The sequence below is a fragment of the Arenimonas terrae genome, assembly GCF_006265115.1.
Classification (GTDB): Bacteria; Pseudomonadota; Gammaproteobacteria; order Xanthomonadales; family Xanthomonadaceae; genus Arenimonas; species Arenimonas terrae.
Window position 1 is genome coordinate 390,383 of record NZ_SMDR01000003.1, and the last position, 13,485, is coordinate 403,867.

14 protein-coding genes are annotated in these 13,485 nt (G+C 71.8%); 7 read left to right on the forward strand and 7 right to left on the reverse strand.

Going from position 1 to position 13,485, the window contains the following annotated elements; all coding sequences use genetic code 11:
- The first annotated feature begins 71 nt into the window (after positions 1 to 71).
- Positions 72 to 1,283 carry a GGDEF domain-containing protein gene (locus E1B00_RS13475; protein WP_139449623.1) on the forward strand — a complete coding sequence of 404 codons (1,212 nt, stop codon included), beginning with the start codon at positions 72 to 74 and terminating at the stop codon, positions 1,281 to 1,283.
- Here the strand turns inward: E1B00_RS13475 and E1B00_RS13480 are convergent.
- Positions 1,280 to 1,915: a DUF2238 domain-containing protein gene (locus E1B00_RS13480; RefSeq protein WP_139449624.1), complete on the reverse strand. Its 636-nt coding sequence runs from the start codon at positions 1,913 to 1,915 to the stop codon at positions 1,280 to 1,282. The genes E1B00_RS13475 and E1B00_RS13480 overlap by 4 nt on opposite strands.
- Positions 1,916 to 2,003: 88 nt before the next feature.
- Here E1B00_RS13480 and E1B00_RS13485 point away from each other — a divergent pair, with 88 nt between their 5' ends.
- Positions 2,004 to 3,674 (forward strand): M28 family metallopeptidase, encoded by a 1,671-nt coding sequence (locus tag E1B00_RS13485; RefSeq protein ID WP_139449626.1) that lies wholly within the window; start codon positions 2,004 to 2,006, stop codon positions 3,672 to 3,674.
- On the opposite strand, the gene E1B00_RS13490 is transcribed toward E1B00_RS13485, so the two are convergent.
- Positions 3,671 to 4,153, reverse strand: coding sequence for an Lrp/AsnC family transcriptional regulator (locus E1B00_RS13490; protein WP_139449628.1), 483 nt, complete (start codon positions 4,151 to 4,153; stop codon positions 3,671 to 3,673). The two genes, E1B00_RS13485 and E1B00_RS13490, sit on opposite strands and share 4 nt — an antisense overlap.
- Positions 4,154 to 4,273: 120 nt before the next feature.
- On the opposite strand from E1B00_RS13490, the gene phhA reads away from it, so the two are divergent.
- A complete protein-coding gene (gene phhA / locus E1B00_RS13495) occupies positions 4,274 to 5,161 on the forward strand; it encodes a phenylalanine 4-monooxygenase (RefSeq protein WP_139449629.1) in 888 nt (295 codons plus the stop codon).
- Here the strand turns inward: phhA and E1B00_RS13500 are convergent.
- Positions 5,158 to 5,868 (reverse strand): DUF2306 domain-containing protein, encoded by a 711-nt coding sequence (locus E1B00_RS13500; RefSeq protein ID WP_139449631.1) that lies wholly within the window; start codon positions 5,866 to 5,868, stop codon positions 5,158 to 5,160. The two genes, phhA and E1B00_RS13500, sit on opposite strands and share 4 nt — an antisense overlap.
- 142 nt (positions 5,869 to 6,010) lie before the next feature.
- On the opposite strand from E1B00_RS13500, the gene E1B00_RS13505 reads away from it, so the two are divergent.
- Together E1B00_RS13505 and E1B00_RS13510 are read left to right on the forward strand one after the other, a co-directional pair.
- The gene (locus E1B00_RS13505) at positions 6,011 to 7,153 is read left to right on the forward strand and encodes a sensor histidine kinase (protein WP_176693265.1); all 1,143 of its coding nucleotides are present in this window, start codon (positions 6,011 to 6,013) and stop codon (positions 7,151 to 7,153) included.
- Positions 7,150 to 7,806 (forward strand): response regulator, encoded by a 657-nt coding sequence (locus tag E1B00_RS13510; protein WP_139449634.1) that lies wholly within the window; start codon positions 7,150 to 7,152, stop codon positions 7,804 to 7,806. The genes E1B00_RS13505 and E1B00_RS13510 overlap by 4 nt, the downstream gene beginning before the upstream one ends.
- A 16-nt stretch (positions 7,807 to 7,822) precedes the next feature.
- Here E1B00_RS13510 and E1B00_RS13515 read toward each other — a convergent pair whose 3' ends face one another.
- Complete coding sequence (locus E1B00_RS13515; protein WP_139449636.1) at positions 7,823 to 8,407, reverse strand: hypothetical protein; 585 nt, start codon at positions 8,405 to 8,407, stop codon at positions 7,823 to 7,825.
- Between the two features lie 16 nt (positions 8,408 to 8,423).
- Entirely contained in the window at positions 8,424 to 9,683 is a 1,260-nt protein-coding gene (locus E1B00_RS13520; RefSeq protein WP_139449638.1) for an MgtC/SapB family protein, read from the reverse strand.
- A gap of 185 nt (positions 9,684 to 9,868) precedes the next feature.
- On the opposite strand from E1B00_RS13520, the gene E1B00_RS13525 reads away from it, so the two are divergent.
- The gene (locus tag E1B00_RS13525; protein ID WP_139449639.1) at positions 9,869 to 10,888 is read left to right on the forward strand and encodes a class 1 fructose-bisphosphatase; all 1,020 of its coding nucleotides are present in this window, start codon (positions 9,869 to 9,871) and stop codon (positions 10,886 to 10,888) included.
- Between the two features lie 87 nt (positions 10,889 to 10,975).
- Positions 10,976 to 11,674: a 2OG-Fe(II) oxygenase gene (locus E1B00_RS13530; protein ID WP_139449641.1), complete on the forward strand. Its 699-nt coding sequence runs from the start codon at positions 10,976 to 10,978 to the stop codon at positions 11,672 to 11,674.
- A 124-nt stretch (positions 11,675 to 11,798) separates the two neighbouring features.
- Here E1B00_RS13530 and eda read toward each other — a convergent pair whose 3' ends face one another.
- Positions 11,799 to 12,437, reverse strand: a complete 639-nt coding sequence (eda, locus tag E1B00_RS13535) for a bifunctional 4-hydroxy-2-oxoglutarate aldolase/2-dehydro-3-deoxy-phosphogluconate aldolase (RefSeq protein ID WP_139449643.1) — start codon at positions 12,435 to 12,437, stop codon at positions 11,799 to 11,801.
- Positions 12,424 to 13,443 (reverse strand): sugar kinase, encoded by a 1,020-nt coding sequence (locus E1B00_RS13540; RefSeq protein ID WP_139449645.1) that lies wholly within the window; start codon positions 13,441 to 13,443, stop codon positions 12,424 to 12,426. Before E1B00_RS13540 ends, eda begins: the two co-directional genes overlap by 14 nt.
- Positions 13,444 to 13,485: the final 42 nt, after the last annotated feature.

Consider the following 13,485-nt stretch of genomic DNA (forward strand, 5'->3'; position numbering starts at 1 on the left):
GCGCGCGCGCCGGGGCGATGAAACCCTAGCCCCGCGACCCTGCCGGTCGCCGCACCGGGCGGCAGCCACCGATGGACTGGAGCTTCGACATTCGTTCGGCCCTGCTCGTCGGGGCGCTGCTGACGCTGCTGATCGGCGCGGTGCTGCTGGTGGTCGCGCGCGCGCTGCCGGCCGACTACCGGTCGAGCCTGAACTGGTGGGTGCTGGCGACCCTGCTGCAGCCCGCCGGTTTCGTGCTGCTGAGCCTGCGCGACCAGGTGTCGCCCTGGATCTCGATCGTGATCGCCAATGGCTGCATCGCCCTGGCCTTCGCCGCCTACGCGACCTCGCTGCTGCGCTTCTACCGGCTGCCGCCGCGGCCGGTGCTGCTGGGCGGGCTGACCCTGGTCGCGCTCGCCATCTCGCTGCACTGGGGCGTGCTGCAGCCGCGCTTCACCGAACGCCTGATCGCGATCTCCGTGGTGATGTCGGCGGTGCTGGGCTACTGCGCCTGGATCCTGTACCGGCGCGCCGACGCACGCGGCCCGCTGCGCCACGTCGCCGGCGGCGCGTTCGCGGTGGCGGCGGCGATCATGGCCTACCGCGCCGTGATCCTGCTGTTCGACCCGACCCAGGTGACCACGATCTTCCAGCTCACCCACGTGCAGCTGCTCACCTATGCGGTGGGTGCGGTGCTGCCGGTGGTGGCGACGGTCGGCTTCCTGCTGCTGTGCACCGAGCGCAGCCAGCGCGAGCTCGAGCGGGCGGCGCGGGTCGACTACCTGACCGGCTGCTACAACCGCCGCGCGATCGAGGAACTCGGCGCGCAGGCCATGGCGGCTGCGCGCCGGCACGGCACCCCGCTGGCGGTGCTGGTGCTGGACATCGACCACTTCAAGCGCATCAACGACGAGCTCGGCCACGCCGCCGGCGACGAGGCCCTGGTGCAGGCCGTGCACCGTCTGCGCGAGGACTTGCGCACCGAGGACGTGCTCGGGCGCCTGGGCGGCGAGGAGTTCATCCTGCTGCTGCCCAATACCGACAGCGCCAGCGCGGTGAGCGCCGCCGAACGCATCCGCCAGGCGTTCTCCGGCACGCCGCTGCGGCTGGGCGAGGACGCGCGCACGGTGACGCTGTCGATCGGCGCGGCGGTGCTGGCGCCGGCCGACCGGAAGTTCTCGCAGCTGCTGCAGCGCGCCGACCGCGCCATGTACGCGGCCAAGAACGCCGGCCGCGATCTGGTCATGGCCGATGCGATGAGCGGCTGGGAGAACGCGCCGGGCGAGCGGGCGCCGCGCGCCTAGCGCGGCGCCTGGCCCAGCTGGCGGCCGTGCAGGCGCGACAGCAGCGCCAACGACAGCACGGCCCCGCACATCGCCAGGAACATGTCCCACTGCGTGTCCCAGACGTCGCCCTGGGTCGCCAGGAACGCGTCGGCCTCGCCGCCCCAGACCAGGGCCGCCCACCATTCGATCATCTCGAAGAAGGCGCTGAATGACAGCGCCGCGGCGACGCACAGATAGGCCAGCCAGCCGCCGGGCCGCAGCGGCGTGTTCCTCAGCAGCAGCTCGCGCGCCAGGATCGCCGGCACGAAACCCTGGGCGAAGTGGCCGAGGCGGTCGTAGTGGTTGCGGGCGAAGTCGAAGGATTCCTGCGCCCACAGCCCCAGCGGCGTCAGCGCGTAGGTGTGGGCGCCACCGTAGATCAGGATCACCGCGTGGACCGCCAGCAGCCAGCACAGCAGCCGCGTCAGCGGGAAGCGGTGGCGCAGGGCCAGCACCAGCGGCAGGCCCAGCAGCACCCAGACCACCTCGAGCAGCCAGGTGAGGCGGTCGTGCGGCGCGATGCCGGACCACACGAGCGCGCCGAGCACGATCGCCAGCAGCAGCCCGCCCTCCGCGCGCGACGGCGACTGCACAGTTCCGGTTCCGGCCATGTCCTGCTCCCGCGGGGATGTGCCGGCATCATTCCACGGCGACGGGCGCGGTGTTAGCGTCGGCGCAGTTTTTACCCCGGGACCGCCGATGAAAGCCGCCTTCGCTCCGCTCGCGCTCTGCCTGCTCACCGCCTGCGGCCGGGCGCCCGAACCCGCGGCCACGCCGGAGGCGGCGACCGCACCCGCCGCGAACGTGCACGACGGTGGCGCCCGCCGCATCGAAGCCGACGTGCGCTTCCTCGCCGACGACCTGCTCGAAGGCCGCGCCGCCGGCACCCGCGGCTACGACCTGGCGGCGCTCTACGTCGCCAACCGCTACCGCGCCATCGGCCTGGCCCCGGCCGGCGACGACGGCGGCTATTTCCAGGCGGTGCCGCTGCTCGAGGGCCGGCGCCAGCGCGAGGCCGCGTCCTTCACGGTGCGGCGCGCCGACGGCGACCTGGCCTTCGGGTTCCAGGAGGAGTTCCTGCCGGGCCTGAACTTCAACGCCGCCAGCCATTCGGTCACCGCGCCCCTGGTCTTCGTCGGCCAGGCGGTGCACGCGCCGGAGCTGGGCCGCGACGACTTCGCCGGCGTGGACGTACGCGGCAAGGTGGCCGTGTACTTCTCCGGCGCGCCGGCGTCGTTCTCCAACACCCAGCGCGCCTTCCACGCCTCGGGCCGCGAGAAGGCGGCGCAGCTGGAAGCGCGCGGCGCGGTCGGCGCCATCGCGCTGGGCAATCCGGTGGACGAGGCGAAATACCCGTGGGCGCGCGGCGCCCGCACCTGGGAAATGCCGGGCATGCGCCTGGTGGACGCCGCCGGCCGCCCGGTGGACAGCTGGCCCGGACTGCAGGCCACCGCCACCCTGAGCGTGGCCGGCGCCCGCCGCCTACTGGCCGGCGCACCGATGCCGGCCGACGAGATCTTCGAGCGCCGCGAGAAGGGCACGCTGCAGTCCTTCGACCTGCCGGGCGAGGTGACGCTGGCCGGCGCCACCACGCTGCAGCGGGTGGACAGCCGCAACGTCGTCGGCCGCCTGCCGGGCAGCGACGCCGCCCTGGCCGGCGAACACGTGGTCTTCAGCGCCCACCTCGACCACATCGGCCGGGGCGCCGAAGTCGAGGGCGACGGCATCTACAACGGCGCGCTCGACAATGCGCTGGGCATCGCGGTGATGCTGCAGGCAGCCGCCGAACTGGCGGCCGACCCGGCCGCGCCGCGCCGATCGATGCTGTTCGTGGCGGTGACCGCCGAGGAGCGCGGCCTGCTCGGCGCCGACTACTACGCGCGTTTCCCCACCGTGCCGCGGGAATCGCTGGTGGCCAACATCAACATGGACATGCCGGTGTTTTTGGCCGACGTCAGCGACGTGGTGCCGATCGGCATCGAACACAGCACGCTCGAGGCCGACGTGCAGGCCGCCGCGCAGCAGCTGGGCGTGGGCCTGACGCCGGACCCCAAGCCCGAGGAAGTGGTGTTCGTGCGCTCCGACCAGTACGCCTTCGTGCGCCAGGGCATCCCGGCGGTGTACCTGGACGCCGGCATCAAGGCGAAGGATCCCGACATCGACGCGCTGGCCCTGTACGAGGATTTCCTCACCGGCCACTACCACCAGCCCAGCGACCAGACCGACCTGCCCATCCACTACCCCAGCGCCGCCATGCTGGCGCGGCTCAATGCCGCCATCGGGCGGCGGGTGGGGAATGCGGACGGGCGGCCGCGCTGGAAGGACGGCGACTTCTTCGGGCAGAAGTTCGGCGGGCAGGCCGCGCCCTAGCCGGCCAGGTGCCCCAAGGGCAGCGCCCGCGCCTGCTTCACCGTGCGCAGCACGAAGCTCGAGTTCACGTCCGCCACGCCGCTGGCGTTGAGCAGGTGGTCGAGCAGGAAGCGGGAGAAATGCGCCAGGTCCTGCACGACGACCTGCAGCAGGTAATCCATGTCGCCGGTGAGCGCGTGGCAGGCCACCACCTCGTCCCAGGTGTTGATGCGGTCGGTGAACTCGGCGATGGCCGCGGCGTCGTGGCGCGCCAGCTGCACGCGCACGAAGGCCTGCAGGCCCAGGCCGACGCGGGCCGGGTCGATCAGGCCGGCATAACCCGACAGCACGCCCGCCTGCTCGAGCCGCTGCACCCGGCGCAGGCAGGCCGAGGCCGACAGGCTGACCCGCTCGGCCAGTTCGGCATTGCTGATGCGGCCCTCGCGCTGGAGGATGGCGAGCAGGGCCAGGTCGGTGCGGTCGAGGCTGGGAGCGTCCATTCGTGGCTCATTCGGGCTTTAGTGCGCAACAATATTGCGCCTTTCTGGCCGATACGCGCAACAACGCAAGCCCCTTGCGCGGCCCCGGCGCTAGACTGGCGTCAGCCTCCGGAGCCCGCCATGAACCAGCCCCAGCGCGTCGAACACCAGCTCACCGACAAGGGCTACGTGCCGGTCTACACCACGACCGTGGTCGAGCAGCCCTGGGCGGACTACACGGCGACCGACCACCAGGTCTGGGCGACGCTGTTCGAGCGCCAGCAGCAGGTGCTGGTCGGCCGCGCCAGCGACGAGTTCCTGCACCAGCAGCGCGCAATGGGCATGGCGCCCGACCGCATCCCGAAGTTCGACGAGCTCAACGCCGTGCTGCGCAAGGCCACCGGCTGGGAGCTGATCGGCGTCGAGGGCCTGCTGCCGGAGCTGACCTTCTTCGAACACCTGGCCAACCGGCGTTTTCCGGTCACCTGGTGGATCCGCAAGCCCGAGCAGCTCGACTACCTCGCGGAACCCGACCTTTTCCACGACCTGTTCGGCCACGTGCCGCTGCTGATGAACCCGGTGTTCGCCGACTACATGCAGGCCTACGGCCGCGGCGGCGTGAAGGCGCACGCCATCGGCCCGGACGCGCTGGTGAACCTGACGCGGCTGTACTGGTACACGGTGGAGTTCGGCCTGATCCGCCAGCCCGACGGCCTGCGCATCTACGGCAGCGGCATCGTCTCGTCCAAGTCCGAGTCCATCCACTGCCTGGAAAGCGCCGCGCCCAACCGCATCGGCTTCGACCTCGAGCGCATCATGCGCACGCGCTACCGCATCGATACCTTCCAGAAGACCTATTTCGTCATCGACAGCTACGAGCAGCTGATGGAGGCGACGCGGCCGGACTTCACGCCGATCTACGCGCGCCTGGCCGCGCAGGAAAGTTTCCCGGCCGGCTCGGTCCAGCCCGGCGACAGCATCTTCCAGCGCGGCACCGGCGAAGGCTGGCTCGACGGCGGCGACGTCTAGCCCGCCACCGGCTGGCGCGCGTCCTTCGGCGCCGGGCGCTTGGGCAGGAATTTGCGGGTGAGGTAGCTGCCCGCGACGAAGGCGACCACCAGCGGGCCGAGCCAGGCAAGGTTCTGCAGGGTCGGGCCGGCGAGCATCGGCAGCACCTTCGGCAGGCCGATGCTCAGGAAGGCGATGTGGGTGGCGACGCCGTTGCCGAGCATCGCGTTCAGATGCTCGCGCAGCCACCAGCGCGGATCCTCGGGACGGGCGCGGGCGAAACGCCGCATCGACACGAAGGAGAACAGGCCGATGCCGGCGAACGCGACGATGATCAGCTGCATGTTCTTCGCCAGCAGCAGCCCGATGGCGGCGATCGCCAGGGCGCTGACCAGGTTGAGCCACATCAGCCCTCGATAGACCGGGCCGGTGTAGCGCGCCCAGTCGCGCCTGTCGCGGATGGCGCGCCAGCTCAGCCAGACCGCGGTGACCGTGATGACCAGCAGGTACAGCAGGAAGGCGCCGCCGACCTGGCTGCGCTGCACCAGCACCACGCCGCTCATCGGCACGGCGACGGCGAGCAGGGCGCTCATCGCCAGCAGATAGAGCTTGCCGGCGGCGCGATGCAGCGGGCCGCCCTTGCGGCTCAGGCCCGCGGTCCAGAAGGCCAGCAGGGCCAGGGTGCCGAGGCCGGCGTGCAGCAGGGCAAGGATGGAATAGGCGCTCATGTCGGTGTCCTCCGGTGTGCCGCCAGTGTTCCGCGCCGTGCGCGGCCGATCAGGTGCCGGCGGTCATCGGCGCGTGGTGCCGGAAGTCACTTTCTGCCTGCGGGCCCTTGAGCGGTGCCTGCGCTGGGCTCAAGCTGCCGGCATGAAGGAACCGCTGAAAACCCTGCTTTCGCCCCTGAACTTCGCCGCCTACGTGGCCTGGGCCGCGATCGGCTGGGAGCTGGTCTTCACCCGCTGGACGCCGCCGCCCGTGCTGGCTGCGCCTGCGCCGGTGGCGCTGCTGGTGGCCATGCAGGTCGCTTTTCTGCTGCTGTTCATGGTGGTCAGCAGCGTGCCGGTGGCCGACGCGGGCAAACGCGCGATGGTGCTGCTGCAGTACGGCCTGGCCTTCGCGCTGATGATGCTGGCGCGCAACAGCACGCTGCCGATCCTGCTGATCCTGTGCGCGATCCAGGTGGTGCACCTGTGGCGCCCGCGCGGTGCGCTGCTGGTGATCGCCGCGTCCAACGTCGCCATCTACTTCGTGTACCGCGACATCTGGGAGCACCGTGCGCCGGTGATCGGCACGGTGATGAACCTGAGCTTCCAGGCCTTCGCCGCGCTGACCGCCTGGTTCGCCTTCCGCGCCGAACAGGCGCGCGACGAGCTCGCCGCCGCCAATGCCGACCTGCTGGCGACACGTTCGCTGCTGGCCGAGACCGCGCGCGACTCCGAACGCCTGCGCCTGTCGCGCGAGCTGCACGACGTGGCTGGCCACAAACTGACCGCATTGAAGCTCAACCTCGCGGCGCTGGCCCGCGACCCGCGGTTCTCCGCCGACGAGCAGGTGCGGCTGTGTGCGCGCCTGGCCGACGAGCTGCTGGCCGACATCCGCGGCGTGGTGATGCAGATGCGCCGCGACGAGGGCCTGGACCTGGCGGCGGCGATGGAAGCGCTGGCCACGCCGTTCGAACGCCCGCGCATGCACCTGCAGATCGAGCCGCAGGCGCGCGTGGCTTCAGTCGCGCAGGCCGAGGCGGTGCTGCGCGCGGTGCAGGAAGGCCTTACCAATGCGGTGCGCCACTCGCAGGCGAACAACCTGTGGGTGGTGCTGCGGCGCGAGGCCGGCACGCTGCGCCTGGACATCCGCGACGACGGCCGCGGCAGCGGCAGCGCCGAGCTGCGCGCCGGCAACGGCCTGCGCGGCATGCGCGAGCGCCTCGAAGGCGTCGGCGGCGGCCTGGACGTGTCGCGCACCGACACCGGCGGCGTACACCTGCAGGCCTGGCTGCCGGTGGCGGCATGAGCGCGCCTGCGAAGGAGGCGGGCGTGCTGCGCATCGCCCTGGCCGACGACCAGGCCCTGGTGCGCAGCGGCCTGAAGGCCCTGCTGGGCGGCTTCCCTTCGCTGCAGGTGGCGGTCGAGGCCGGCGACGGCCAGGCCCTGATCGACGCGCTTGCGGCGACGCCGGTGGACGTGATCCTGTCCGACATCCGCATGCCCGGGCTCGACGGCTTCGGCCTGGTGCGCACGCTGCGCGAACGCGGCATCGGCACGCCGGTGGTTCTGCTGACCACCTTCGACGACGAGGCGCTGCCGCTGCGCGCGGCCGAGGCCGGCGCGCAGGGATTCCTGCTCAAGGACGCCTCGCCCGAGGACCTGTTCGAGGCGATCACCCGCGTCGCCGCCGGCGAGACCCTGCTGGCGCCGGTGCCGACCGACCCGGTGCGCGCACGTTTCGCCTACCGCGACCAGGCCGCGCCCAGCGACACCTTCAGCGAGCGCGAGGTGTCGATCCTGCGCCTGCTGGCCGGCGGATATTCGAACAAGGAGATCGCGCGCGCGGTGTTCCTGTCCGAGGGCACGGTGAAGAATTACGTGTCCGAGATCCTGGACAAGCTGGGCACGCGCGATCGCACGCGTGCGGTGCTCAAGGCGATCACGCTGCGCATCATCTGAGCGGTGCCGCCCCGCTTCATTCCAGCACTTCGCCGCGCGGCTCCATCGGCAGCGGCGGCGCTTCCGGCGGGTAGTACCAGTCGTTGATGTCCAGGCCTTCGCGCGTCTCGCCGGCATTGAGCGTGAGCTCGAAGAAGTCGTGGTCGTCGCAGTTCACGCCGCTGGTGGCCAGGCATTCGCTGGCCATGCTGAGCAGGCCCGGCGCGCCCTCGGTACCGGTGTCCTGCGGCCAGGCCAGCAGGATCCAGGTGCCGGGCGGCACGCGCAGTTCGTAGTGCGGTGCGTTCACCGCGGTGTCGGCGCAGTAGCCCAGGCCCACGTCTTCGGTGGCCAGCGCGCAGACGCGCATGGCCGGCAGCTCTTCGCTGGGGTAGCTGACGCGGCCGCGCAGGATCGCGTGCGGCGACGCGGGGCCAGCGGTTTCCGGTGGCGCCGCTTCCGGCGTTTCCGGCGGCGCGGCGTCGGGCGGCGGCGGTTCGGCCGGCGGAGCGGCCAGGCTCACTTCCGCGGTCTCCGCGGCCTGGGCCGCTTCGTCCGCGGGAGGCGCCGGCGGCGTGCAGGCCGCCAGACCAAGGACACTGCAGAGCACGAGCTTGCGCATCACGGTTCTCCTTGTTTCAGGGGGCCTGGCCCATCACCACCAGCGCGGCGGCCGCGGCCGCGGTGGCCGCGCCCAGGCCCAGGCAGACGCGCAGACCGTAGCCGCGGCCGCCGCTGGTCCAGGCCACGATGCTCTTGGAAACCCAGGCCGCCGCCAGCAGGCCCACCAGGGCCCAGCGTGCCTGCTCGGCGTCGAGCTTGCCGCCGCGGAACAGGTTGCCGACGGTCGCCACTGCCGCATGGAGTTCCGCGAGTGCCGCCAGCGTCGCCGCGACGATCGAGCCGCGCGGGCCCCACCAGGCCCCGAGCGCAGCGGAGAGGAACAGCACGCCGGTGATCAGCGCGGCGAACACCAGCGCCTGCCGGAAACTGAACATGCGCGACTGCGCGGTCGGCATCGGCACGCCGTCGTCGTCGCCCCGGTGCACGCCGACCAGGCCGCCCACGCCCAGCACTGCGCCGGCCGCCAGCATTTCCGGCCACAGCAGGCCCAGCAGCTCGGGCGCGATGGTGAGCAGGATCGGCACGAACAGCAGCAGCGACGCCAGGTTGGCCAGCATCGCCGCGCCGGTGGCGGCGCGCAGCATGGCCGGCGTTTCCTTCACCCGCTGGCCGAAGCCGGCGACCGCAGCGGTCGAGGACACGAAGCCGGCGAAAAATCCCGCCACCGCCAGGCCCCAGCGGTTGCCGCTGGCGCGCAGCGCCACGTGGCCCAGCGCGCCGATCGCCATCACCAGCACCACCAGTTTCCAGAGCGTGCTGGGGTTGAAGACGTCGAAGGGCCCGATCGCCGCATCCGGCAGCAGGGGCAGCACCACCAGGGCGCAGCCGAGCAGCAGCAGGCCGTCGCGCAGCTCCTTCTCGCTGATCAGTTCGCGGGTGAGCTTGTGCAGGGTCGACTTGGCGTACAGCAGGCCCGCGACCACCACGCCCAGCGCGCCCGCCAGGGCCGGGAACTCCACCGCCAGGCCGCCCAGCACCGCGGTGAGGACCAGGGCGATCTCGCCGGTCAGGCCCGGGTCTTCGTCGCGGCTGCGGCGGTAGCTCAGGGCGCTCAGCCCGCCGATCAGCAGCAGCAGGGCGATGAACACCGCCAGGTGCAGGCCCATCGCGATCGCGCCGCCCAGGGCCACCAGGGCGTGGGTGCGCACGCCGGCCACCACCGCCACCTCGGGCTTGCGGCGCTCGCGCACCACGCCGATCAGCAGGCCCAGGCCCAGGGCGCTGGCCAGGGGCAGCAGGCGGGCAGGCTCGAAACCGGGCAGGGTCGGGTCCATGGCCCGGATTGTGCCCCAAGCCCTCCAAATCCGGGGTCAGAGTGCATTTATTTTCGCCATCGGCCCGAGCGGCCGGCGCCCCGCCGAGAATAAATGCACTCTGACCCCGGATTTCGCGGATTGCGGGTTGCGCGGCGGGGCGGGGCCCGGACAATGCGCGGGTCGCCCCAGCCGCCCGGACCGCCATGAAGCCCGCCAAACCCATTTCCCTGACCCGCTACTTGATCGAGGAGCAGCATGCCGGCCGGATCAACGCCGACCTGCGGCTGCTGATCGAGGTGGTGGCCCGCGCCTGCAAGACCATCTCGATGTCGGTGGGCAAGGGCGCGCTGGGCGGGGTGCTGGGCGACGCCGGCACCGGCAACATCCAGGGCGAGGCGCAGAAGAAGCTCGACGTCATCGCCAACGACGTACTGCTGGAGGCCAACGCCTGGGGCGGCCATCTCGCGGGTCTGGCGTCCGAGGAAATGGACCACAGCCAGCCGATCCCCGACGCCTTCCAGCGCGGCAACTACCTGCTGCTGTTCGATCCGCTGGACGGCAGCAGCAACATCGACGTGAACATCTCGGTCGGCACCATCTTCTCGGTGCTGCGCTGCCCGGACGGCGTCACCTCGCCGGGCGACGAACATTTCCTGCAGCCCGGCACCACCCAGGTCTGCGCCGGCTACACCACCTACGGGCCCAGCACGATGCTGGTGCTCACCGTCGGCCATGGCACCCACGCCTTCACGCTCGACCGCGAGGTCGGCAGCTTCATCATGACCGCGCGCGACATCCAGATCCCGGCCGACACCAAGGAGTTCGCCATCAACATGTCGAACCAGCGGCACTGGGAGCCGCCGATGCAGCGCTACGTGGCCGACCTGCTGGCCGGCAAGGACGGCCCGCGCGGCAAGGACTTCAACATGCGCTGGGTCGCCAGCATGGTCGCCGACGTGCACCGCATCCTGACCCGCGGCGGCGTGTTCTTCTACCCGCTCGACGCCAAGTGCCGCGACAAGGGCGGCAAGCTGCGCCTGATGTACGAAGCCAACCCCATGAGCTTCATCGTCGAGCAGGCCGGCGGCGCCGCCAGCACCGGCCGCCAGCGCATGCTCGAAGTGCAGCCCACCGGCCTGCACCAGCGCGTGCCGGTGATGCTGGGTTCGCGCAACGAGGTCGCCGAAGCGGTGCGCTACCACGCCGAACACGACCGGGCCTGATCCGCCGATCCTCCGCAAGCAGGACCCGCTTTTCTACCTCTCCCCTGGCGGGAGAGGGCCGGGGAGAGGGGCCAGCCAGGACGCCACATGAGCGAATCCGACTTCATCGAGATCTATCCGGACGTGCTGTCGCGCGACACCTGCGCGCAGATCGTCGCGGCCTTCGAGGCCAGCGGTGCGGCGGTACCCGGGCGCGTCGGCGGCGGCGTGCTGCCCGAACTCAAGGACAGCCGCGACATCCAGATCACCGGCAACCAAGCCTGGCGCGAGGCCGAGAACGCCCTCAACCGCGCGGTGTTCGCCGGCCTGCTCGCCTACCTGCGCAAGTACCGCTACGCGCTGATCGCGCCGCTGATGCTGCAGGTGCCCGGCGCGGACGGAAAGCTGCGCCGCATCGCCGCCGAAGACTTCGACACCATGGACGACGAGGCGCTGGCCAACCTGGTGCGCGCCGTCATGCGCCCCGGCGCGATCAACCTGCAGCGCTACACCGCCGGCCAGGGCGGCTACCCGTACTGGCACTGCGAGCTCTACCCGCGCGACCCGAGCTGCGAGACCCTGCACCGGCACGTGCTGTGGACGCTCTACCTCAACGACGGCTTCGCCGCCGGCGAAACCGAGTTCCTGTACCAGGGCCGCAAGATCGCGCCGCGGACCGGCAGCCTGCTGATCGCCCCCGCCGCGTTCACGCACACGCACCGCGGCAACCGTCCCGAGGGCGGCGACAAGTACATCGCCACCAGCTGGATCCTGTTCCAGCGCGCCGAACAGATTTTCGGAGGCTGAGCGGCCCCACGATTCACTGCGCGAATCGCAGGCCTCGAGGCTTTCCTTCCGATCCCTGCGCCTGTCGGCGTGCGCCCTTGCCAAGGGGGGCTTCCCGCAAAGCGGCGTCAGGCGGAGCAGGGATTCATGCCCGCAGCGTGGCGGTGGCGCGCGCGAGCTGTCCGATGGCCGGCCAGTCGGCGGCGGCGAGCAGGCCCTTGGGCGTGAGCCAGGAGCCGCCGATGCACAGCACGTTCGGCTGGGCCAGAAAGTCGGGCGCGCTGGCGGGCGTGATGCCGCCGGTCGGGCAGAAGCGCGCCGCCGGGAACGGGCCGGCCAGCGCCTGCAGCATCGCGACGCCCCCGGCAGGCACGGCCGGGAAGAACTTGAAGGTGTCGAGCCCTGTTTCCATCGCCGCCATCAGCTCCGACGCGGTGGCGACGCCGGGCAGCAGCGGCAGGCCGACTTCGCGCGCGGCGGCGAGCAGGCGCGGCGTGGCGCCCGGGGAAACCGCGAACCGCGCGCCGGCCTGGCGCGCGGCGGCGAGCTGGGCGGCGTCGAGCACGGTGCCGACGGCGACGACCATGTCCGGCACTTCGGCCGTTATCGCGCGGACCGCATCCAGCGCGGCGGGCGTGCGCAGCGTCACCTCGATGACGGGCAATCCGCCACGCTGCAGCGCGCGCCCCACCTGCACCGCTTCCGCGGCATCTGCCGGCGTGTAGACAGGGATGACCGGCGCGAGCCGGAGGAAGGCGCGCAGCGGGGAATCAGCGGCGGACATCGAAGCGCCCCTGGTGCACGAAGGCCGCGACGTCGTCCGCGCCGAGCAGGTTGAAGTCGCCGGGCAGGGAATGTTTCAGGCAGGCCGCGCCCAGGCCGAAGTTCAGCGCGGCGCCGTCGTCCAGGCCGCTGGCCAGGCCATGCAGCACGCCGGCGGCGAAGGCGTCGCCGGCGCCGATGCGGTCGACGATCGGGGCGATCTCGTGCGAGCCGGTGGCGCATACCGCGCCGTCGCGCGAGACCATGCGGGCGCAGAGCGCGTGGTGGTCGACGCTGTGCTGGGTGCGCAGTGTGGTCGCCAGCCGGCCCAGGCCCGGGAAGGCGGCGAAGGCGGCGCGGGCGGCGGCTTCGACGCGCGCCTCGGTCGTGGCCTCGTTGAATTCGGTGCCGAGCACGACCGCCATGTCGCGATGGTCGGCGAAGAGCAGGTCGGTGTTGGCCAGGATCTGCTTGAGCAGGCCGGGCGCATCGCCGCGCCAGGCTTCCCAGAGCTTGGGCCGGTAGTTGCCGTCGAAGGAGACCTTCACGCCCAGCCGGCGCGCGGTGGCCGCGGCGGCGATGGCGGCCGCGGCCGCGCGTTCGCCCAGAGCCGGGGTGACCCCGGACAGATGCAGCCAGTCGACGCCGGCCAGCAGGGCCGGCCAGTCGTACCGGTCGGGGTCGGCCAGGGCGAAGGCGGAGCCGGCGCGGTCGTAGAACACTTCGCTGGGCCGGTGCACGGCGCCCGGGGTCAGGAAATACAGGCCCATGCGGCCGGGGCCGGTGGCCAGGGCCCGGGTGTCGACGCCGTGCCGTCGCAGTTCACCAGCGGCGGCCGCACCCAGGGGGTTGTCGGGCAGCACGCCCACCTGGGCCGCGGCATGGCCGAAGCGGGCCAGGGACACGGCCACATTGGCTTCGGCCCCGCCGACAAAAACCTCGAACTGCGGCGATTGCAGCAGCATCTGCCGGCCTGGAGCCCCCAGGCGGAGCAGAACTTCCCCGAAACAGACAAAGCGGCTCGGCATATTCCTTCCTTCTGGGCGATCGGCCCGGCGGCTCGGCAGCCT